Here is a 21,349-nt window from a genome sequence, read left to right as displayed (position 1 = left end):
CTTATCGCTTATTAGGCCGAGACGCTGGCTAAATCACGCGCATTAATTGCATGACGCATTTCAGCTAACAGACTTGCTACTGCTGCGGGTAATTCCTGTGGACGATTGGAATGTTCTTCTATGCAACGTACCAAAGTACTGCCCACGACAACAGCATCAGCTACTTCCGCGACAGCTGCGGCTGAGCGGCCATCTCTGATACCAAAACCCACACCAACCGGTAACGAAGTGTATTTACGAATTTCTTCCAGTTTGGCGGTTACTTCATTAATTTCCAATGCGGCAGCACCTGTCACACCTTTGATCGAAACATAGTAAATAAAGCCTTTGGCATGTTGGGCGATTTTCTGCATACGCTCTGCCGATGTCGTTGGCGCAACCAGGAAAATCGTATCAATATCATGCCCGTCCATCAGCCGCAGGAATTCATCAGACTCTTCTGGTGGCATATCAACAGTCAATACCCCATCCACCCCGACAGCCTGGGCTTTTTTGGCGAATTTTTCATAACCCATTGCTTCAAGAGGATTGGCATATCCCATCAACACAAGTGGCGTATGGTTATTTTTCTCTCTGAACTGTTTTACCATATCCAGAATTGAATCCAGCGTGACATCATTTTTCAACGCCCGTTCACAGGCTTTTTGGATTACAGGACCATCCGACATGGGATCAGAGAAAGGCACACCCAGTTCGATAATATCGGCACCGGCATCCACCAAAGCATGTAACAGTGGAACGGTTACCCATGGTTCAGGATCACCTGCAGTCACATAAGGGATTAAAGCAGTTTGCCCATCTGCCTGAAGATTTTTAAAACATTCTTTAATACGACTCATTTTATATTCCTCAGAAATTCAGACCAGCCATGGCTGCAACCGTGTGCATGTCTTTATCACCACGCCCTGAAACATTAATAAGAATACTTTGATCCGCTGACATCGTTGGGGCTAATTTTGAAACGTAAGCCAGTGCATGGCTGGTTTCCAGAGCCGGAATAATGCCTTCAGTGCGTGTCAGTTCATGGAAAGCATCAAGGGCCTCAGTATCCGTAACAGTAACGTATTGTGCGCGGCCGATATCTTTCAACCAAGCATGTTCAGGACCAACACCAGGATAGTCCAGTCCGGCTGAAATGGAATGGGTTTCGGTAATTTGTCCCGCAGCGTCCTGAATAAGGTAAGTGCGATTGCCGTGCAATACGCCGGGAGTTCCGGCAGAAAGTGGAGCTGAGTGCTGCCCTGTCTGCAGACCATGACCAGCACCCTCTACGCCAATCATTGCAACGGATTCATCTTCAATAAATGGGTAGAACAGGCCAATTGCATTCGACCCTCCACCGATACAGGCAACCAGTGTATCGGGTAGTTTGCCAGTGGTATTGATCATTTGCTGACGGGCTTCACGACCAATAACTGATTGGAAGTCCCGCACCATTGCTGGATAAGGATGAGGGCCGGCAACCGTACCGATAATATAAAAGGTGTCATCCACATTGGTAACCCAGTCACGCAAGGCTTCATTCAATGCATCTTTGAGCGTTTTTGAGCCAGACTGAACCGGCACTACTTCTGCCCCTAAAAGCTTCATTCGGTAAACGTTCATAGCCTGACGCTCAACATCTTCCGCGCCCATGTAAACCACACATTCCATACCTAAGCGGGCAGCTACTGTAGCGGTCGCTACACCGTGCTGCCCCGCACCTGTTTCAGCGATAATACGGGTTTTACCCATACGCTTAGCCAGCAAAGCCTGACCAATCGTATTGTTAACTTTATGGGCGCCGGTATGATTGAGATCTTCGCGCTTGAGATAGATCTGGGCTCCCCCCAGTTTCTTTGTCCAGTTTTCGGCATGATATATAGGTGATGGACGGCCTACAAAGTCGGCCAGATCTTTATCCATTTCAGCTTGGAAGTTTGGATCATTTTTATACTGTTTATAGGCCTCTTCCAGCTCATAAATAGCACCCATCAAGGTTTCGCCAACAAAGCGTCCACCATAAGGTCCAAAATGACCTAATTCATCCGGGTAGTTTTTAAAATAGTCATCAATCTGTATATCAGGCATTTGCCACCTCTCGCATGAATGCGCTTATTTTATTATTACTTTTAAGTCCTTTCGACTCTTCTACACCGCCGCTTACATCCACTGCATAAGGCGAGACCTGCTGAATAGCTTCTGCAACGTTTTCAGTTGTCAGACCACCCGCTAATATCAGCGGCTTGCTAACTGCAGTAATCATGGACCAGTCAAAGGTCTGTCCGGTTCCCCCCGGCACCCCATGTTGATAGCTATCCAGCAATAAGGCTGAAGCTTCAGCAAAATGCTCATCAGCCTGTATTAAATCACTTGCAGTCTGCATTCGTACCGCTTTGATGTACGGCATATTGAATTGAGCACAATATTCAGCGGATTCATTGCCATGAAATTGCAACAAACTTAATGGAACCTGCTCAAGTGTTTGCCGCACTTTCTCTGCCGTTGCATTCACAAATAAACCAACAGCAGATACAAATGGTGGCAACTGCGCAGTAATTGCGGCAGCCTGTGCCATTGTCACAGCGCGAGGACTTGGTTCATAAAAAACCAACCCGATAGCATCCGCCCCGCTTTTTACAGCAAATTCAGCATCTTGACGACGCGTAATGCCACATATTTTAACGCGGGTTCTCATTTGGGATTATCAGCTTTCCAGAAGTTACTACAGTACTTTACCAGAGCACTGGAAAACCTGACACTGTTGGCAGGAAAAATTCATCCGGATAAACGACATCTGTCAGGTACAGACCTTGAGGTGGGGCGGTAACACCCGCCATGTTACGGTCCTGACTTTGTAGAACATGTTGAGCCCATTCGACAGGTCTCTTGCCCTCCCCAACAGGAACCAATACGCCCATCAGATTACGCACCATGTGATGCAAAAAAGAACGGGCTTCAACATCCACAGCAATGCAATCATCACGACGAGTGACAATCAATTTATCAAGGGTCTTTATCGGACTTTTGGCCTGACATTCCTGTGCCCGAAATGCTGAAAAATCATGCTGGCCAAGCAGGCTATTAGCAGCCAATTGCATCTGGTGTTCATCAAGCTTTTTATATACCCACCACATCCGTTGATGATGCACACTGGAACGGCTGTCACGATTGAGTATTAAATAACGATAGCGACGTTTTATTGCACTGAACCTGGCGTTAAAGTTTTCTGAAACCGGTTTTACCCATTTAATACTGATATCGTGGGGTAAGTTGGAATTCAATCCCAATAGCCAGTTTCGTTCTTGCCGAATAGCCTCGGTATCAAAATGCACCACCTGATTTAATGCATGCACCCCAGTATCAGTGCGGCCGGCAGCGAACACTTCTGTCGGTGTATTGGCGATAAGCGATACGGCTTTCTGCAATTCGCCCTGAACAGTCCGTTGTTTTGGCTGAAACTGCCACCCATGAAAATTACTGCCGTCATACTCGACACTTAACGCTAACCTCACCTTAGCGCTCGTTAAGACAAATTGTCGAGCAGTTCCTGTGCTCGTTTTTTCTGTTCATCCGTACCCTGCTCAAGGACTTCTTCGAGGATACCTCTTGCGCCTTCAGGATCACCCATATCGGAATAGGCTGCTGCCAAATCCAGTTTGGTTTCAGATTCATCGATTGAGTCGAAATCACTGAGATCGAAATCAAGTTCATCATCATCAACACTGCTATCCAGATTCAGATAATCTTCTATAACATCAACTTCTTCAGTTTCTGTCGGTTCTGCAGTTTCAAAATTAGTGAGATCCAGTTCATCAGCATCTAAAGAATCTACAGATAAAACCTCATCAGGTTGCTGGTCTGAAGCATCGTCTGTCTCATCAATATTCAAGTCCAGAACATCGGGGGCAGAGGAATCCGGTTGCAACACATTATCCTGTTCAAAATCTATTCGCAGATCATCATCTTCAGGATAAGTATCAATTTCAGATTGTTCTGATTGTTCCAGCTCAGTTGCTGAGTCTTTGTCTGCAGATGTACTGCTATCAAACTGCAACAAATCCTCTTCATCACGTTGGTAGACTTCTTCAGCCTTGGAAATAGTGGTTGACTCGGTTTTGTAATCATCCAGATTGAAATCTATATGATCCGACTCCTCAGGCTCAGAGGATGTCTCCATCACTTCTTCTTCGGCATCAACATCGATTTTTGGCTCATCCTCAGTATCAAAAGTGGTTTGCACTTCCTCGATGGATTCTTCAATAGCAGCCTCAGCCTCATCAGAGGGTTCAGCAAATAAAGGATTATGAGGTAATAGCTGAGCGCCCCAGCTTCTTACCTCAGGCCACTGCGGATCGGTTTCACCAATACTTGAGGTGTTCAATAATGCAATGAAGTCTGCAGATTTTTGTTGCTTGTAATAAATGAATAATAATTTTGCAGCAATTTCCTTATCATCCGGTGCCTGCCGATAAGCTTGTTCAAGTGCGGTTGCTGCTTGTACATAATCGGCATAACCAACAAACATATCAGCTTGTTCGACCAGTTCATCAACTGATTTGGTTTGGCTTTCGGTTGTTGCCTCTTTCTCTTCTGCAACCGGGGTGACAATATTTACACTACCGGTTTCAGCTGTCGTGGTGGCCGGTTTGTTTTTGTTAATTTTACTGACAGCATCATCCCAACTGACTTCACGCTGACCACGGCGGAGAATCATCCAGATAATCAAAAGCAACAATAAGATTGCCAGTAATGATTCAACCTTATGTGCTATGACAAAAGCTTGAACCCGCTGGTAAAGAGAGTCCAGCTGTTGCTGGTCTAAATTCAGTTCCTGAGCAGCTTCAACTATCGCAGCATCAACCTCTGCAGCAGCTGTTTCCAGTTCTGCTGGTTCTGCTGTATTTTCATCCAACTCAGCAACAATCAGTTCGGGAGATTCAGCATTGGTGACAGATTCGAATTCTGTCGGCTCCTCAGCGACATTTTCGTTGCTTTCTGTTGATGACGGTTCTTCTTCAGTTGACGTTGCATCTGTTTCATCATTAGCAATATCAATCGGTTGCCATTCATTATCATCAGTATCAAGATTAGTTGGATATTCAGCTGCATTGTTCTGACTAGTATTATTGTCACTGTCATTTAATGCTTCGCTTTCAGCCTCACTATTTTCCAGAATGGTGTTTGCTTCATCTACCAGTGTCGCTAAATCCATCTGGGTTTCGTCTTGTTCGAGCAAGCTTTGCAGTCTTGCCATATCCGCATCTTTAAGCGAAATAAGACGACGCATAGTATCCAGTTGACGTTCCATCGCGTCCATACGATTTTTGAAATCAATGTTTTCCTGGGTTTGTGACTCTATGGTTTCCTGGGCAAGCGTTAATTGTTCACTGATGCGCTGTAAGTCAGGATCACCATTAATTTCCGGATCTGCCTCCAGCAAACTGTTTTCCGTTGCAGCAATTAACTTTAAGCGTGCACTCTCAGCATCTGACAGTGTTTCATCGCTCTCTGTTAAGCTTGATTGATCTTCAGCGTCGTTTGGCGCTTCGGTTTCTGGTTCAATTTCATTATTTTCTGCTGCTGCAATATTTTCCGATGTGGAAACTTCATCAACGGTGGCTGCAGGAGAAGCAGTCTGAGCAAGACTGCGTTGTTGCCAGTCGAGATTTTGCCTGTCTACAGCAGCTTTGGCTTCACTGGCAGAAAGGCGGGTAATTTCTTCTGTAGCAGGAATTTTAAGTGTGCTGTCTGCGTAAAGACTGTTCACATTGTTTTGCTGAAATGCCCTAGGATTCGCATTAAGCAAACCAATCATCATCTGCTGCATCGTAATATCGTCTGAGGGCCGTGTCCTCTCGGCGATGCTCCATAAGGTATCGCGTGACTGAACGTTATATTGCGTCAAGCGATCAGATGTATAGGCTGACTGATTTGAAGATGTTGTGCGAGGAGCAGCAGGAACCGTTGATTGAGTATTCGGTGCGCGTGGTGAATCCACAGTGCCACGACCGCGGTACAGCTCTTTAGGTGGATCCAGCAGCACCATATATTCGCGAAGTAATTTTCCCTGACCAGTGGTTGCGGCCAGTAAAAATCCCAGAAATGGTTCTTTGATGGGTATATCAGAAGTGACCAAAATTCGGGTGGAATCACTTTCTTCAATAACTTCAAAATTCAGCTGGGTTAATAAAAAACTGCGTTCCAGTCCTGCTCTTTCAAAATCCTGGGATGAACCCAATCTGACCTCAAGATTACCCTGCTCATCATCCTGAAGTGCATTGACCTCAATCTCTGCCCTGAAAGGTTCATTCAAGGCAGAGTATAAAGTTATCTGACCAAGGCCAAACGCATGACCCGGTAAGGGAGTTAATAAACCAAGTGCCGCAGCTACCGACAAACTGGTCAACGTTTTCTGTTTCATTTAACTCCCCTTCCTTGACAATCTCAGCAATGCCTAGAGGTATCTATCTACCAGAAGTTCAGCAATTTGCACACTGTTTAGTGCCGCACCTTTACGAACATTGTCTGAAACAACCCATAAATTCAAACCGTTTGGATGTGAAATATCTTCACGGATTCGCCCTATATATACAGGATCCTGACCAGAGGAATCTGTGACAGCTGTTGGATAACCACCATCTTTGTGTTCATCAATCACGACGATGCCATCAAACGCTGATAGCAGCTCTCTGGCTTTTTCAGCAGTGATCTTGTCACGGGTTTCGATATGAATGGCTTCAGAATGACCATAAAAGACAGGCACCCGGACCGCGGTTGGATTGACCTGTATTGACTCATCACCGAGGATTTTGCGAGTTTCCCAAACCATTTTCATTTCTTCTTTGGTATAACCGTTATCCATAAAAACATCGATTTGAGGAATCACATTAAAGGCAATTTGTTTAGGATAAACTTCAGCTTCCACCGGGCGACCATTCAAAAGAGCAGCAGTTTGTTTGGCCAGCTCATCCATTGCAGGTTTTCCACTTCCCGATACCGCCTGGTAGGTGCAAACGTTAATACGAGTAATCCCCACAGCATCGTAAATGGGTTTTAACGCCACCAGCATTTGAATGGTAGAGCAATTCGGATTAGCGATAATGCCACGTTTTTTATAACCGGCCACCGCATCTGGATTCACCTCAGGCACGATCAGTGGAACATCATCGTCATAACGAAACTGTGAGGTATTATCGATAACAATACAGCCTGCAGCAGCCGCTTTTGGCGCATAGATTTCAGAAACACTGGCCCCAGGAGAAAACAAGCCTATCTGTACTTTGGAAAAATCAAACTCGGCCAAATCTTCAACCATTATCGATTTATTACCAAACTGAACAGTTGAGCCAGCTGAACGCTCACTGGCCAATGCATACACTTTACCTACCGGAAAATTCCGCTTATGCAGGATATCCAGCATCGTTTCACCAACCGCACCAGTAGCACCTACAACAGCAACATCAATTTGTTTAGTCACATTTCACCTAAATTCTTTTGTTACAGCGCTGCCACAACGGCATCGCCCATTTCAGCAGTGGTCACGCGAGTCATTCCCGCGGAGAAAATATCTGCTGTCCTTAAACCTTGATCCAGAACTTTACTTACGGCAGCTTCAATACGATCTGCAAAAGCCGGCTGATCAAGGGTGTAACGTAACATCATAGCAGCTGACAAAATCGTTGCCAGTGGATTAGCAATGTTCTGACCAGCAATATCAGGGGCTGAACCGTGAATAGGTTCATACATTCCCTTGCCGTTTTCATCTAGCGACGCAGAGGGCAACATACCAATCGAACCGGTCAGCATTGACGCACAATCTGACAAAATATCGCCAAACATATTGGTGGTCACCATAACGTCAAACTGCTTTGGTGCTCGCACTAGCTGCATTGCAGCATTATCAACATACATATGACTTAGCTCGACATCGGCATAGTCTTTGGACAATGTTGTCATCGTCTCACGCCACAACTCGGTGCATTCCAATACATTGGCTTTGTCCACCGAACAAACACGACTTTGCCGTTTACGTGCAATATCAAATGCCACGCGTCCAATACGATTAATTTCACTTTCGCGATACACCAGTGTGTTGTAGCCTTCTTTCTCGCCATTATCCAGAGTACGGATCCCTCTGGGCTGACCAAAGTAAATCCCACCCGTTAATTCACGGACAATCATCAAATCCAGACCGGACACAACTTCTGGTTTCAGGGTGGATGCATCTGCTAATTGTGGATATAACAAAGCCGGACGTAAATTAGCAAAAAGGTTTAATTGTGAACGAATACCCAATAAACCTTTTTCCGGACGCACACTGATATCCAGTGCTTCCCATTTATAGCCTCCCACTGCACCTAACAAAATGGCATCTGCCTCTTTGGCCATCTGCAAGGTTTCATCAGGAAGCGGACTGCCGGTTTCATCGTAGGCAGCCCCACCGATCAAACCGTATTCAAGTTCAATCGCCAAACCATCCTGTTTAAAAGCATTTAAAACCTTTACGGCTTCGGCAACAATTTCCGGACCGATTCCATCACCGGCCAATACTGCAATTTTCTTTGTCATGAATGTTATTACTTATAAATGGAAAAAATATTAGGAAAACAGCCACGGCGTTTGTTCACGACGACGGGCCTCGTAAGCTTTGATTTCATCAGTATGCTGCAGGGTCAGACCAATATCATCCAGACCTTCTATCAAACAATGCTTTTTAAAGCTGTCTATTTCGAAATGCAGGACTTCACCATCAGGCAACAAAATGCTCTGTTCTGGCAAATCAACGGTCAATTTATAACCTGGAGTAGCCTCGACCTGATGAAATAGTTTTTCGACCAGCTGTTCATCGAGTTGTATTGTGAGAATGCCATTTTTACTGCTGTTGCTAAAAAAGATATCAGCAAAACTGGGGGCAATAATCACTCGAATACCATAGTCTTCGAGTGCCCAAACAGCATGCTCACGGCTCGATCCACAACCAAAGTTTTCACGTGCCAGTAATATCGTGCCACCCTGATAACGTGGTTGATTCAATTCAAAATCCGGATTCAGCGGACGATCTTTACAATCCTGTCCCGGCTCGCCGTGATCCAAATAACGCCATTCATCAAACAGGTTGGGACCAAAACCACTGCGCTTGATCGATTTCAGAAACTGTTTAGGTATGATGGCATCCGTATCGACGTTTGGTCGATCCAATGGGATCACGATTCCTGTTTCCACGGAAATTTTTTGCATGTTTACCTCTAACTTTCTTATTGTCAGCGCCTTTATACAACCGACTGCATTATTTCTATACGGTCGTCTTTTTTCCAGTAAAAGGCTCTTTTTTTGTTTGTGTGCTTATGTTTCGATGCTATGAATCGTGTCATAACTGATATCAAAAACTTGCAAAATAATACCATTGTTTAGACAGATATATTTTGATGGCAGCAATCTTTTGACGTTCAACGGACTTGTTGAATTTCACTTTCTATTGCATCGTGCTGCTGAATCAAATCATCAATGGACTTGGTGAGCTCGCTGTCCAGCGAACCTTTTAGAACAACAATTTCCACACGACGATTTATTGCCCGATTTTCAATAGAATCATTTGGGGCTAATGGGCGGGTATCAGCATAGCCTTCAAGCACAAAACGTTCAGGTGGAATCGTATTGTACTTAAGCAGTTCGTGAACTACTGAAGTCGCTCTTGAAGTTGATAACTCCCAGTTAGAACGATAACGGGAAGTATTAATCGGAATGTTATCAGTATGTCCTGCCACGGCAATTAGTCCGTCAGTCTGCGTTAATACTTCATTAATTTTTTTCAGGATAGGAACAAAGTCCTGGTTCAAAGTAGCGTCGCCAGAGGGAAAGGAACCACGCTCACGAATTCGGATAACAATACGATTGAGCTGATTCTCTACAACGATCAAACCACGTTCGATTTCTGATTCCAGCGCTTCTTTAAATTCTTCGACTTCCTCGGCGACCTGCTTTGCCTGCGCTTCTGCGACAGCTTCGGCATCCATGGTGATTTTTAACACATCTTTCGTATCATCAGTTGTTTCCTGTCTGACAATATTCAGCGGTGTGGGTTTAGGTTCGCCCGGGCTGAATTCCTGTGCAATGATGCTGGTGCCTTTAGGAATGGCTTCATCCACTACCTCTCGCTGCACACCAAAGGCTTTCTCCAAAGACATAACCACCATTTTATATTTGATGGCATCGATTTCAGCGAACGACAATAACAAAACAAAGAAACACATTAATAACGACATTAAATCGGCAAATGTCGCCATATAGGCAGGCAACCCTTTCTTTTGCTGCTTTTTGAAACTTTGCGTTTCAGACTCACTCATAGAATTCTGCCGTCGTCAGCTGATTAAGCTTCGGCCGGGGCTGGCTCTTCAGCATCCCGTTTTGAAGCCGGAAGATAATTTTTCAGTAACTCTTCCAATACTTTCGGGTTCTGACCTTCCTGAATTCCCATTACGCTCTCAATGATAATACTTTTATTCATCAGCTCTTCATTACTGCGTAAAGCAAGCTTATCGGCTACAGGCAATGCAAACATATTGGCAATCATTGCACCGTATAAGGTTGTCAGTAATGCAATCGCCATCGCTGGACCAATTGATTTCGGATCGGACATATTCGAGAGCATCTGAACCAGACCAACCAGAGTACCGATCATTCCCATCGCCGGAGCGGCATCACCAATTTGCTGGAAAATCTGTTGACCGATGCTATGTCGGTTGACCGTTTCATTCATTTCTGTGTTCAGGGCTTTTCTGACCACAGCCGGCTCATGACCATCAACCAGCATTCGGATACCCAATGCCAAGGCAGGATTTTTAACTTCCTGCCGTTCCAATGCCAACAAACCCTCTTTACGGGCGATACCGGCTAAGACAACCACACTGGCAATAATTTCAGAAGGATCTTCAGATTTATGCAAAAAGGCTTTGGTCGCCGTTTTCATTGAACCAATGAACTGTTTGAGGGTAAAGCGCATCATGACGACGGCAAAGGTGCCACCTACAACTATCATGAAAGAAGGCGTGTTAACAAAGGTGCTCGCCGCTGCCCCAAGAGCAATAGTGGCGATAATCAGACTCCAGGCTATTAAAAAACCCAGTAAAGTAGCCAAATCCACGTGCTTTTCTCCCTGCTCAATTGATACCTGAAGTCGTATAACAATTTTCGCGTTTAATTGTACCGGATGATACGCAAAATCAACAGTATCAAGTATTGACAGCCTGTTGGTGTTTTTTTCGACGATAAATCAAAATAGCTGGCAACATTGCCATGATAAAAATAAACAACAGCAAAATCAGCGGCCAGATGGTCGGTTGATTCCATTTCGACCGCAACTGGTCTCGTAATAGCGGATCAATCCGATGATACTTTAATGTATTGTTTGCCATCAGATTAGGTTTGATATTTTTATTCCACGCGTGGAACAACGTTAACTGTTTGGGATGAAATCCCCATACCCACGGCACATCATGGCGAACAATATCCACCATTTTATCGATAATTTCCTGACGCTCATCACCGTCAGGCATCACCCGCATCTGTTCAAATAACTTATCGAATTCAGGGTTTTGGTAATTGGCGCTGTTTTCACCGTTATGAATAGCTTTGGCATTGGGCCCGTATAAAAGAAACAGAAAATTTTCCGGATCCGGATAATCAGCACTCCAGCCGACTTTGAATATCTGTGTTTGTCCGCGACGCATCTTATCCTGAAAACGATTGTAATCAGTCGACCGAATCACTAATTGGATATTAAGTTTTTGAAACTGTTTGCGCATCCAGTCCAACTGGGCTTTGGCATCCGGTCCAACAGCAGATACATCAAAGTACAGAACTAACGGTTGCCCTGTTTCAGCATCTCGACCATTGGGATATCCGGCATCTGCCAGTAGTTCTCTGGCAAAAGAAATTGGCTTGGTGCGTACCGCGTCATCCCGCCATTCATAAACGTAAGGGTCCAATCCCTCCCGGCCGTCACGATAACCAAAAATTCCCGGAGGGATAGGTCCTTGGGCAGGAATTCCACGTCCGTTAAAGAAAATAGAAACGAATTCCTCCTGATCTATCGCAATAGCAATCGCCTGACGTAGTTTGCGTGCTCGTTCACTGTCTCCACCCACCACTGAATCCAGCATATTAAAACCAATATAATGGGTAGTTGTGCCAACAGCAGCCTGCAAATCAATGCCTTTTTCCATCATATCTTCACTTAGCCCAAACGACCCACCTGAAGAAACCTGGATCGCCTGTTCAAAGCTGTCGGAAGTTAAGCCACTGATATCGTAGTACCCCTGAATGAATTTCCCCCAGTAAGAGGTACTTTCTTTTTCAAGGGTGTAAATGATTTTATCGATAAAGGGCATTGGCAAACCCGCATCATCCAGCAGACCAGCTGCAGCATCACCTGGATTACCTTCACTGGGATAAATTTCACCGTGATAATTAGGATTTTTAACCATCACCATGCGACGGTTAGGATCGTTTTCAATCATTTGATAGGCCCCTGTTCCAATCGGGTACCAGTCTAAGGTGATATTTTTATCTTTTAATACAGTCTGCTGGTAAAACACGTCAGCTTCCCAGGGGATGGGAGCAAAAAATGGCATGGCCAGCCAGTACTTCAACTGGGGATATTGACCATACACGGTAATTTGGAATTGATAATCATCAATTGCTTCCACGCCAGCGATATCTAATTCACGTAAATCAATCGGCTTACCTTGTTGCTGCAGTTTATTGAGAGTGGCGGCAAAATCACCCAAACCGACAATGTGCTCACTCATTAAACCTAAAATGGGTGAATGCACTTCCGGATGTGCCAGCCGTTTAATTTGATATACATAATCAGCGGCTTTTAATTCCCGGGTGGCTTGCTCGGGGAAATCCACAATAGTGTTCAGGTGACTAGAACTCTGTTGATCCAGATCGTGATAGAGCCATTGTCCAGACGCATCCTGAGCAAATGCGGGATGTGGTTGATAGGCGATTCCGGGTCTCAGGGTAATTGTGTAACGTGAAAAAGCGATATTTTCTGCTGTCTGTTGTGCCCCCGTTAATACTTGTTGATTCTTATCTAAAAACACCACTTCAGGCATTTTCGCTGCGGTCAATGGTTCCATTTGATATGGACGTTTGAGGTAATGATATTGAAAGGGCGGCTCATAAATCTGCGCCGTAATGAGACTTTCATTGGCTGAATAAGAACGGGCGGGATCCAGATGTTTTGGCCGCAGCATAAAGGAGCTGTAACTGACCGTTTTTTCACTCTCAGCTGCAGGGTATGGAGAGTTGATAGCCGATATATCACAACCTGTCAGCGATGCAATAACTATCCAGAAGAGCACAACAGAAAATCGGGGCATAATCATCCAACGTTGAAACCAGGCAAATAGGGAGTATAACGGGAATGTAAGCTGCTCGCCTCTTCCAGTACCTGCCAAAATCAGGTAAGTTTATCGGTTTTAAAATTTCTGGAGTACTTCATGGGTTTTCTACAAGGCAAACGGGTATTGATTGTTGGCGTTGCCAGCTCGCGTTCTATCGCCGCCGGTATTGCGCATGCCATGGCACGTGAAGGTGCTGAATTAGCTTTTACTTACCAAAATGACAAACTCAAATCCCGCGTCGAAAAAATCGCTGAAGAATGTGGCTCCAATCCAGCATTAATTTTTCCGTGCGATGTTAGCAGTGATGAGCAAATCAAAGCTGTTTTCGATGATCTGGCCAAACAATGGGATGGCCTGGACAGTATTGTTCACTCGGTCGCATTTGCTCCGCGTGAACAACTGCAAGGCAGTTTTGTTGACAGTGTGACACGTGAAGGTTTTGCCGCTGCACATGATATCAGTGCCTACAGCTTTGCTGCATTGGCGAAAGCCGGTAAAGAATTAATGGCTGGCCGTAATGGTTCATTATTGACATTGAGCTATCTGGGTGCCGAACGGGCTATCGATAATTACAACGTTATGGGTGTCGCAAAAGCCGCTCTGGAAGCCACTGTAAGATATATGGCCTATTCATTAGGGCCGGAAGGCATTCGGGTAAATGCTGTTTCTGCTGGTCCTATAAAAACACTTGCTGCTGCCGGTATTGGCGATTTTGGCAAGATGCTGGCCTATGGCGAACGTAATGCACCATTGCGTCGTAATGTCACGATTGATGAAGTGGGCAATGTAGGTGCTTTCCTGTGCTCCGATCTGGCATCCGGGGTAACCGGCGAAATTACCTATGTTGACGGTGGTTACAATATTGTCGGTATTGGCGATAAGTAATTTTTAACCGATGTTCATCCAGTTAACAAAAACAGGGCTTTCAGCCCTGTTTTTGTTTTAGCACTTATAAATTTGAGGATAGCAGCCCATGCCACACTCACATGCCGTCATATTATTAATTTTGATTATTCTGAGTGCCATCATTGGTGTCTTGTTTGGTTGGTTTTTCGGTGACCTGTCATTACAAATCGGTTGGCTGGGTGATTTATTTCTCAATGCACTAAAAATGATCATTATCCCGTTGATTGTTGCCTCGGTTATCAGCGGTATTGGCGCCCTTGGTGATGTTCGAAAACTGGGCCGTTTAGGTGGTTCCACCCTTCTCTACTATGGTTTTACTACGGCTGTTGCAGTGTTTATTGGCTTGGTAGTGGTTAATATCATCCAACCCGGTGCAGGAATCGAGCTCGGAGAAGCTACTGTTCCCGAGCGAATTCTGGAAAAACAGGGAACAGGAGCATCAGACATTATTATGTCACTGATCTCGCCAAATCTATTTGCCTCTGCGACTGAAATGCAGTTATTGCCCATTATTGTTTTTGCCATATTGTTTGCGATGGCGCTGACGACGATTGGTGAACGTTCCAAACCTGTATTTGCCGTTTTTGATGGTATTAATGAAGCCATGATGAAGTTGGTGATATGGATTATGTATTTCGCCCCAATCGGCATTTTCGCTTTAATAGCTGCACGCATTGGTCTGGCGGGTGGTGGTGAAGAATTATTCAAAGAGATAGAGGCTGTCGGCTGGCATGTGGTCACCGTTTTAACCGGGTTATTCATCCATTTTTGTTTTCTATTTTTACTACTACAACTAGTTGCTGGCAAAGGCTTAGCGTATTTATTTGGTATGAGTCGAGCTTTGTTTACCGGTTTTGGCACCGCAAGTTCAACAGCCACATTGCCATTAACCATGGAAAATGCCCGCGAAAATAATGTTAGTGATAAAGCCATCAAATTTGTTTTGCCACTGGGCAGCACGGTCAATATGGATGGCACGGCCCTTTATGAAGCTGCCGCGGTGTTATTTATAGCCCAGGCCTACGGCATTGATTTGACGATGACTCAACAGATTATTGTGTTTATTACTGCAACGCTTGCGGCCATTGGTGCTGCAGGAATCCCTGAAGCAGGACTGGTCACCATGGTAATCGTACTTAGTGCGGTAGGTTTGCCCCTGGATGGTATTGCACTGTTACTGGCAGTGGACTGGTTTCTGGATCGATTCCGTACCGTAGTCAATATTTGGGGTGACAGCGTCGGCGCTAAAGTCATTGATACATTAGTTATAAAAAAGGCGCTATAAAGCGCCTTTTTCAATCTGCAATTATGATTAGCGAACTACTCTTCTTCGCTAGATGTTACCCGTGACTCATAAATTTCGATGTCGGCTTCACTGCGTAATGTATTGAGGAATGCTGCCATTTCTACACGGCCGTTCAGTCTGGTCAGGTTAGAGACCAGTCCATCGCGCATTTCAGGCTCTACATCTTCAACTGAGCCCTGTTTCACATCACTTACCGCTATGACAACATAATTGCCGTTATCGGCAGTGAAACCGGCATATTGGGTTGATTCAGCGTTAGGTAATCTAAATGCCTGATCCAGAATTTGTGCGCTGATATCCTGACTATCACGCCCATAATAAGTGGCTGGCTGCCAGGTATCAGGAAAGACTTGTGTAGCGGATGCACCAGATTTCAACTCCTGCAGTCTGGATTCGCCCTGAATATAGGCTAAATCGCTTGCACGCTGATAACGAAGCTGTTCGGTAATTGCTGGTGCAACTGAGTCAAATGGCAAAAGCGTCGCATCAACATGACTGTTCTTGCGAACTACAACCAACCGAGTATCAGATAACTCTAAGACCTGGCTGTTCAGTTCCTGATTCAATACATCATCAGAAAATGCCGCTTTCACAACCTCCTGGTTTTCAGCTATACCACTGCCACCGCTGCGGGTAAATTTCCCAGAGGTTTTAATATCTAAGCCCAATGTTTCAGCGGCAATATCAAGTGTTTCGGGATTCTCATAGGTCAGATTCGCCAATTCTTCAGCTTTATCGTAAAACTGTCGTTCAGCTTGTTGACGTTTATATTGCTGCTCAACTTTCTCTTTTACATCTGCAAACTCTACATTGCTGGATTGATCTATATCCGTTAATTGAATGATGTGATAACCAAACTCCGTTTTAACAGGTTCAGAGATATCACCAACATTCTCTAAAGCAAACACTGCTTCTTCAAAAGCCGGCTCCATCACATCACGCTGAATAGCCCCTAAATCACCACCTGAAGCTGCCGAACCAACATCGACCGAATAGGTTTCTGCCAACTCTTCAAAGGTTTGACCTTCTTCAAGTTTGGTTTGAATTTCAGCGAGGATCTGCTCTGATTCTTCATTATCTTCGATTAAGATGTGACTGGCGCGGCGCTGTTCTGGCCCCACAAACTGTGCTTTGTTATCAACATAATATTGCTGCAACTGTTCTTCACTCACTTCAACCTGTGTTGAAATGTCATCAAGTGACAGTTCCAGATAATCAAGAGAGATTTGTTCCGGTGAAGTAAAGCTTGATTGGTTGGCATCAAAGAAACCACGTACATCTGCTTCATCAACTTCGGTGTCATCAAGAAAATCTTCCAGCTTGACTACGCCAAAGGCAATTTCGCGCTGTTGATTTTCCAGTTTTAACAATCTTTCTACCTCAACCTCTGAGACCAGGGTACTGCCCTCTACACTCTGGATAAGCTGTTGGCCCAAAAGATCATCACGCAAGCTGGCTTCATATGAGGTGGGAGTGAAGCCCGCTCTGGCGAGAACCATTTGATATTGTTCGCTATCAAAGGTGCCATCACGTTGAAATGCAGGGGTTTGCTGAATGAACTGGGCAATTTGACGGTCACTTATCCGAAGACCAAGTTCATCAGCAGCAGAGCGGATAAGTTGTTGGTCAATCAAATCATCGAGGACGACATAACGAATTTCAGCGTTATCAAACATCTCGGGATTGAATTCTTCGCCCATCATTTGCCGCATTTGATCACGATAACGCTGAACAGCTTCTAATAAGGCTGTTTGGGTGACTTCTTCACCATTAACTTCTGCAACGATGGTATCAGTTGGTCCGGAGACATAAGAATTCACCCCCCAAAGTGCAAACGGAATGCTGATTAAGCCAACAATAAACCAAGCAATCCAACCTTGGGCGCGATCACGTATGAAATGCAACATAGGAGTGAACCTTCTTCACGAGTGTGGGTTAATTTAAGCAAAAAAAAAGGCGCATAGAATGCGCCCTTCTTTTGTATTGGCGGAGCGGACGGGACTCGAACCCGCGACCTCCGGCGTGACAGGCCAGCATTCTAACCAGCTGAACTACCGCTCCTGATATTCCTGGTGGGTGCTGAGGGGTTCGAACCCCCGACCCTCGCCTTGTAAGGGCGATGCTCTCCCAGCTGAGCTAAGCACCCCAGAAAAAAGAAACTAGTTTACAGCATCCTTCAGGGCTTTACCAGCTTTAAATGCAGGAATTTTTGCAGCTGCAATTTTGATTTCTTCGCCGGTACGTGGGTTACGGCCGGTACGAGCAGCACGCTCACGAACAGAAAAAGTACCGAAACCTACCAGAGTAACTTGATCGCCTTTGCTTAACGCTTTTGTGACTGCAGAAGTCACGCCGTCAACAGCCAGAGCCGCTTTTGCTTTTGAAATGTCTGCGGCCGCAGCAACTGCATCGATTAATTCAGATTTATTCACAGCTTAATTCCTCGTGTCGTTTATATTATGTATTCAAAGTCCCAAAGGACACACAATACCTCGGCGCGTCTCATTTGGTTGTGTGTATCTAACTACAGCAAAAACAGTGTGTCAAGACAGTAAAACATTAGTGTCATTTACTATGACCATTTTTTGTGAACCGGCTCTAAACTCCTGCTAAATCAGTACTTAAGCTTTTACTTATATAGCCTATACTTATTTTAAGCACTAATGGATTGTGCCAAAGCAACATATTGTTCAACGGATAAGGTTTCAGGACGCAGCTTTGGATCGATCCCCTGAGCCTCCAACTCCGCCACGGAAACACTATTTTTCAAAGTGTTAGCGATGGTTTTTCGACGCTGACTAAAAGCCTGTGTGACCAAACTGCCTAACGTTTTTATACATACATCGCCGCCTAAAAATTGCTTTCTTGGTTGGATATAAATGATGGCTGACTCCACTTTAGGCGGAGGATCAAAGGCTGTAGGAGGCACAATAAATAATTGCTCAACCATGCATTGGTATTGAATCATTATGCTTAACCGACCATAGCTTTTGTTACCTGGTGCGGCACAAATGCGCTCTACGACCTCTCGTTGAAGCATAAAACACATATCTTCTATCAACGAAGCCTGTTCGAGTAAATGAAATAATAACGGTGTAGTGATGTTATAGGGCAGATTACCAATCACCCTTAATTTTTCATCATCCCGGGGTAATACACTGAAATCAAATTCCAGGGCATCAGCCTGATGAATATGTAGATTAGGCGCGTCTTTAAAATGGTTTTGCAGTATTGGCACCAAATCCCGATCCAGCTCAATCACATCCAGTAATCCAGCATCTTCCAGTAATGAGGCCGTTAATGCCCCACGTCCCGGTCCTATTTCGACCAGATGCTGATCTTTTTGAGGGGCTACTGCCGCGATGATGTCCGCTATAACGGCTTCATCCTGCAAGAAGTTTTGCCCAAATCGTTTACGTGCTTTCGGATAATATCGCTGATCAGTCATGGAGTTCTTCTGGTTAATGACATTGTTTCAGCCATATTGATTGCAGCCTGCAGGCTGGTTGCACTGGCCTTACCTGAACCGGCAAGGTCCAGTGCGGTGCCGTGATCAACCGATGTTCGGATAAATGGAAGCCCCAGGGTAATATTCACAGCATCACCAAAACCTTGATGCTTAAGCACTGGCAGGCCCTGATCGTGATACATAGCTAATACAGCGTCATAATCCGCAAGGCGTGACTTTACAAAAATAGTGTCTGCGGGCCATGGACCGTTAAATTCATAGCCCTGCTCACGTATGAGCTTAATCACAGGCTCGATTACAGTCTGTTCTTCAGTACCCAGATGACCACCTTCGCCAGCATGAGGATTTAAGCCGCATACAGCTATTCTAGGGTGTTTTAATCCAAAACCTTGCTGTAGACTTTGAGCCAGAATATGCATAATTTTTAGCAGGCTTTGTTGAGTAATGGCATCACTTACGTCGCGAAGCGGTAAGTGTGTCGTAGCCAAGGCCACACGAAGCTCCGGTGTGGCCAACATCATCACCACTTTATTGACACCAGCACCATCAGCGAAAAACTCGGTATGGCCGCTAAAAGGAACCTGAGCATCATTAATGACACCTTTATGCACTGGTGCAGTAACAACAGCATCGAAAGTCCCATCCAGACAACCATTCAGCGCGAGTTGCAATGTATTAATAACATAGGCTGAATTAGCAGGATTCAACTTCCCCGCCACCACTGTTTCTGCAAGCTTACTTTCCAGATAGACGATACAACCAGCTTCAACTGGTTTGGGAGCCGAATCTGGATCAAATTCAATCAGTTTTATGGGTAGCCCTAATTCATCTGCTCGTTGCTGAAGCAGCTCTGGATCAGCAATAACGATTATTTGGTGACGTTGGGCCTGTTGTGCCAGCTGAATACACAGATCGGGACCAATTCCAGCGGGTTCACCTGAAGTTAGCGCTATACGACAAATCTCACTCAAAGGTCACGATACTCAATGTAGGCTTCATCGCGCATTGCTCTTAGCCAGCTTTCAAGTTCTTCTTCAATTTTGCGTTGTTTTAACTGTTCTCGTGCTTTATTGCGCTTAAATTCATCTGCCATATTTTGTTCACGGCGTTCCTCGACCTGAATTAAATGCCAACCAAAACGGCTTTGGAAAACATCGCTCATTTCACCTTCAGCCAAACCATTCATAACTTCTTCAAACTCTGGAACCATAACACCGGGACTTGTCCAACCGAGGCTTCCGCCGTCAATGGCAGATCCGGTATCCTCAGAGTGTGCCTTTGCCAGCTCGGCGAAGTCTTCGCCATTGAGGATTCGCTCGCGTAATTGCTGAAGTCGTTTTTCCGCGGCTTCATCAGTCACCAGCTCATTGGTTTTGATTAAGATGTGTCGAGCTTTGGTCTGTTTAACCAGATGGGTTTCTTCGCTGCGTTTTTCAGCCAGTTTGACCAGGTGAAAGCCACTGCCGCTGCGTATAACGTCGCTCACTTCGCCAACGGCCAGATTGGGTACAACACTGGCAAACAAAGTTGGCAATTCAGCCTGTTTACGCCAGCCTAGTTCGCCACCTTCCAGCGCATTTTGACCATCAGAGTATCCTGCAGCAATTTCTGAAAAATCACCGCCCTCCGCCAATAAATCCTGAATAACAGCAAGCTTTTTTTCGGCTTCCTGTACTTGCTCAGGAGTTGGTGCATCTGGAATACCAACTAAAATATGTAACAGTCTGAAGGCTTGCTCAGAATCGCCCTGCAGGTTTTGGGTTGCCAGAAAGTTATCTACTTCACGCTCAGAAACGACAATAGAATCTTCGACCTCGCTCTTACGTAACCGACTGATAACCATTTCTTCACGAATGGTTTCTCTGAATTCAGTGAAATCATAACCGTCACTTTCAAGTGCATCTCGGAACTGACGTATGGTGAGATTATTGTTTTCAGCAATTTGGCGGACGGCAGCGTTCAGCGCGTCATCTGCCACCCGAATACCTGACATTTCTGCCCGCTGCAGTTGCAGTTTTTGCATGATTAGACGTTCAAGGACCTGTCGGCGCAGAATATCAGAGGATGGTATTGCGGCATTACGCTGGCGAAGCTGCTGACGAACAGTCTGCTCCATCTCGACCAGCTCACTATCCAGGACAATTTCGTTATTAACAACAGCAACAATACGATCAAGCGGCGCTGCCCATACACTGTTCGCAAGCAATAAGCCGACAAGCAAATATTTAATCATGAACTATTCAAACTCCGTAAATTGTTGGCCGTTATTATAGCGTT

At 45.1% G+C, this 21,349-nt stretch carries 18 protein-coding genes and 2 tRNA genes; 2 read left to right on the top strand and 18 right to left on the bottom strand.

What is annotated here, in order from left to right; translation table 11 throughout:
- Window positions 1-11: 11 nt before the first annotated feature.
- The 11 genes from trpA to B4F66_RS05870 all read right to left on the bottom strand — a co-directional run bounded on the left by trpA (window position 12) and on the right by B4F66_RS05870 (window position 13,367).
- Window positions 12-839 (bottom strand): tryptophan synthase subunit alpha, encoded by an 828-nt coding sequence (gene trpA, locus B4F66_RS05920; RefSeq protein WP_292357558.1) that lies wholly within the window; start codon window positions 837-839, stop codon window positions 12-14.
- Between the two features lie 10 nt (window positions 840-849).
- Window positions 850-2,070: a tryptophan synthase subunit beta gene (trpB, locus tag B4F66_RS05915; protein ID WP_292357560.1), complete on the bottom strand. Its 1,221-nt coding sequence runs from the start codon at window positions 2,068-2,070 to the stop codon at window positions 850-852.
- Window positions 2,063-2,677, bottom strand: a complete 615-nt coding sequence (locus B4F66_RS05910) for a phosphoribosylanthranilate isomerase (RefSeq protein ID WP_292357561.1) — start codon at window positions 2,675-2,677, stop codon at window positions 2,063-2,065. Before B4F66_RS05910 ends, trpB begins: the two co-directional genes overlap by 8 nt.
- 37 nt (window positions 2,678-2,714) lie before the next feature.
- The gene (gene truA, locus B4F66_RS05905; RefSeq protein ID WP_292357563.1) at window positions 2,715-3,494 is read right to left on the bottom strand and encodes a tRNA pseudouridine(38-40) synthase TruA; all 780 of its coding nucleotides are present in this window, start codon (window positions 3,492-3,494) and stop codon (window positions 2,715-2,717) included.
- An 11-nt stretch (window positions 3,495-3,505) separates the two neighbouring features.
- On the bottom strand, window positions 3,506-6,403 hold the full coding sequence (locus tag B4F66_RS05900; protein WP_292357564.1) for a FimV/HubP family polar landmark protein: 2,898 nt from the start codon (window positions 6,401-6,403) through the stop codon (window positions 3,506-3,508).
- A gap of 33 nt (window positions 6,404-6,436) precedes the next feature.
- Window positions 6,437-7,459, bottom strand: coding sequence for an aspartate-semialdehyde dehydrogenase (locus B4F66_RS05895; protein WP_292357566.1), 1,023 nt, complete (start codon window positions 7,457-7,459; stop codon window positions 6,437-6,439).
- A gap of 20 nt (window positions 7,460-7,479) precedes the next feature.
- Window positions 7,480-8,550 (bottom strand): 3-isopropylmalate dehydrogenase, encoded by a 1,071-nt coding sequence (gene leuB, locus B4F66_RS05890; RefSeq protein ID WP_292357568.1) that lies wholly within the window; start codon window positions 8,548-8,550, stop codon window positions 7,480-7,482.
- 30 nt (window positions 8,551-8,580) lie between these two features.
- Window positions 8,581-9,219, bottom strand: coding sequence for a 3-isopropylmalate dehydratase small subunit (gene leuD / locus B4F66_RS05885; RefSeq protein WP_292357570.1), 639 nt, complete (start codon window positions 9,217-9,219; stop codon window positions 8,581-8,583).
- A 209-nt stretch (window positions 9,220-9,428) separates the two neighbouring features.
- Complete coding sequence (locus tag B4F66_RS05880) at window positions 9,429-10,325, bottom strand: MotB family protein (protein ID WP_292357571.1); 897 nt, start codon at window positions 10,323-10,325, stop codon at window positions 9,429-9,431.
- Window positions 10,326-10,348: 23 nt separating this feature from the next.
- Window positions 10,349-11,122, bottom strand: coding sequence for a flagellar motor protein PomA (gene pomA / locus B4F66_RS05875; RefSeq protein WP_292357573.1), 774 nt, complete (start codon window positions 11,120-11,122; stop codon window positions 10,349-10,351).
- 88 nt (window positions 11,123-11,210) lie between these two features.
- Window positions 11,211-13,367 (bottom strand): ABC transporter substrate-binding protein, encoded by a 2,157-nt coding sequence (locus tag B4F66_RS05870; RefSeq protein ID WP_339640594.1) that lies wholly within the window; start codon window positions 13,365-13,367, stop codon window positions 11,211-11,213.
- A 120-nt stretch (window positions 13,368-13,487) separates the two neighbouring features.
- On the opposite strand from B4F66_RS05870, the gene B4F66_RS05865 reads away from it, so the two are divergent.
- A complete protein-coding gene (locus B4F66_RS05865; RefSeq protein ID WP_292357577.1) occupies window positions 13,488-14,276 on the top strand; it encodes an enoyl-ACP reductase FabI in 789 nt (262 codons plus the stop codon).
- An 88-nt stretch (window positions 14,277-14,364) separates the two neighbouring features.
- The gene (locus tag B4F66_RS05860) at window positions 14,365-15,582 is read left to right on the top strand and encodes a dicarboxylate/amino acid:cation symporter (protein WP_292357579.1); all 1,218 of its coding nucleotides are present in this window, start codon (window positions 14,365-14,367) and stop codon (window positions 15,580-15,582) included.
- Between the two features lie 35 nt (window positions 15,583-15,617).
- On the opposite strand, the gene B4F66_RS05855 is transcribed toward B4F66_RS05860, so the two are convergent.
- The 7 genes from B4F66_RS05855 to B4F66_RS05825 all read right to left on the bottom strand — a co-directional run bounded on the left by B4F66_RS05855 (window position 15,618) and on the right by B4F66_RS05825 (window position 21,305).
- On the bottom strand, window positions 15,618-17,510 hold the full coding sequence (locus B4F66_RS05855; protein WP_292357581.1) for a SurA N-terminal domain-containing protein: 1,893 nt from the start codon (window positions 17,508-17,510) through the stop codon (window positions 15,618-15,620).
- A gap of 77 nt (window positions 17,511-17,587) precedes the next feature.
- Window positions 17,588-17,664: transfer RNA gene (locus tag B4F66_RS05850), tRNA-Asp, on the bottom strand.
- Between the two features lie 9 nt (window positions 17,665-17,673).
- Window positions 17,674-17,749, bottom strand: a tRNA-Val gene (locus B4F66_RS05845).
- A gap of 13 nt (window positions 17,750-17,762) precedes the next feature.
- Window positions 17,763-18,035: a non-specific DNA-binding protein Hbs gene (hbs, locus tag B4F66_RS05840; protein ID WP_014707392.1), complete on the bottom strand. Its 273-nt coding sequence runs from the start codon at window positions 18,033-18,035 to the stop codon at window positions 17,763-17,765.
- 221 nt (window positions 18,036-18,256) lie between these two features.
- The gene (rsmA, locus tag B4F66_RS05835) at window positions 18,257-19,051 is read right to left on the bottom strand and encodes a 16S rRNA (adenine(1518)-N(6)/adenine(1519)-N(6))-dimethyltransferase RsmA (protein WP_292357582.1); all 795 of its coding nucleotides are present in this window, start codon (window positions 19,049-19,051) and stop codon (window positions 18,257-18,259) included.
- Window positions 19,048-20,043, bottom strand: coding sequence for a 4-hydroxythreonine-4-phosphate dehydrogenase PdxA (pdxA, locus tag B4F66_RS05830; RefSeq protein ID WP_292357583.1), 996 nt, complete (start codon window positions 20,041-20,043; stop codon window positions 19,048-19,050). The genes rsmA and pdxA overlap by 4 nt, the downstream gene beginning before the upstream one ends.
- Entirely contained in the window at window positions 20,040-21,305 is a 1,266-nt protein-coding gene (locus tag B4F66_RS05825; RefSeq protein WP_292357584.1) for a peptidylprolyl isomerase, read from the bottom strand. The genes pdxA and B4F66_RS05825 overlap by 4 nt, the downstream gene beginning before the upstream one ends.
- Between the last annotated feature and the right edge of the window lie 44 nt (window positions 21,306-21,349).

This window comes from Methylophaga sp. UBA3603 (assembly GCF_002375335.1).
Taxonomy (GTDB): Bacteria; Pseudomonadota; Gammaproteobacteria; order Nitrosococcales; family Methylophagaceae; genus Methylophaga.
This window is presented reverse-complemented; position numbering and strand designations above follow the sequence as displayed.

Bases quoted from the DNA above. Each gene is read 5' to 3' on its own strand.
- trpA (WP_292357558.1), bottom strand. From the start codon at position 839: ATGAGTCGTATTAAAGAATGTTTTAAAAATCTTCAGGCAGATGGGCAA.
- trpB (WP_292357560.1), bottom strand. From the start codon at position 2,070: ATGCCTGATATACAGATTGATGACTATTTTAAAAACTACCCGGATGAA.
- B4F66_RS05910 (WP_292357561.1), bottom strand. From the start codon at position 2,677: ATGAGAACCCGCGTTAAAATATGTGGCATTACGCGTCGTCAAGATGCT.
- B4F66_RS05900 (WP_292357564.1), bottom strand. From the start codon at position 6,403: ATGAAACAGAAAACGTTGACCAGTTTGTCGGTAGCTGCGGCACTTGGT.
- leuB (WP_292357568.1), bottom strand. From the start codon at position 8,550: ATGACAAAGAAAATTGCAGTATTGGCCGGTGATGGAATCGGTCCGGAA.
- leuD (WP_292357570.1), bottom strand. From the start codon at position 9,219: ATGCAAAAAATTTCCGTGGAAACAGGAATCGTGATCCCATTGGATCGA.
- B4F66_RS05880 (WP_292357571.1), bottom strand. From the start codon at position 10,325: ATGAGTGAGTCTGAAACGCAAAGTTTCAAAAAGCAGCAAAAGAAAGGG.
- B4F66_RS05870 (WP_339640594.1), bottom strand. From the start codon at position 13,367: ATGCCCCGATTTTCTGTTGTGCTCTTCTGGATAGTTATTGCATCGCTG.
- B4F66_RS05865 (WP_292357577.1), top strand. From the start codon at position 13,488: ATGGGTTTTCTACAAGGCAAACGGGTATTGATTGTTGGCGTTGCCAGC.
- B4F66_RS05860 (WP_292357579.1), top strand. From the start codon at position 14,365: ATGCCACACTCACATGCCGTCATATTATTAATTTTGATTATTCTGAGT.
- B4F66_RS05855 (WP_292357581.1), bottom strand. From the start codon at position 17,510: ATGTTGCATTTCATACGTGATCGCGCCCAAGGTTGGATTGCTTGGTTT.
- rsmA (WP_292357582.1), bottom strand. From the start codon at position 19,051: ATGACTGATCAGCGATATTATCCGAAAGCACGTAAACGATTTGGGCAA.
- B4F66_RS05825 (WP_292357584.1), bottom strand. From the start codon at position 21,305: ATGATTAAATATTTGCTTGTCGGCTTATTGCTTGCGAACAGTGTATGG.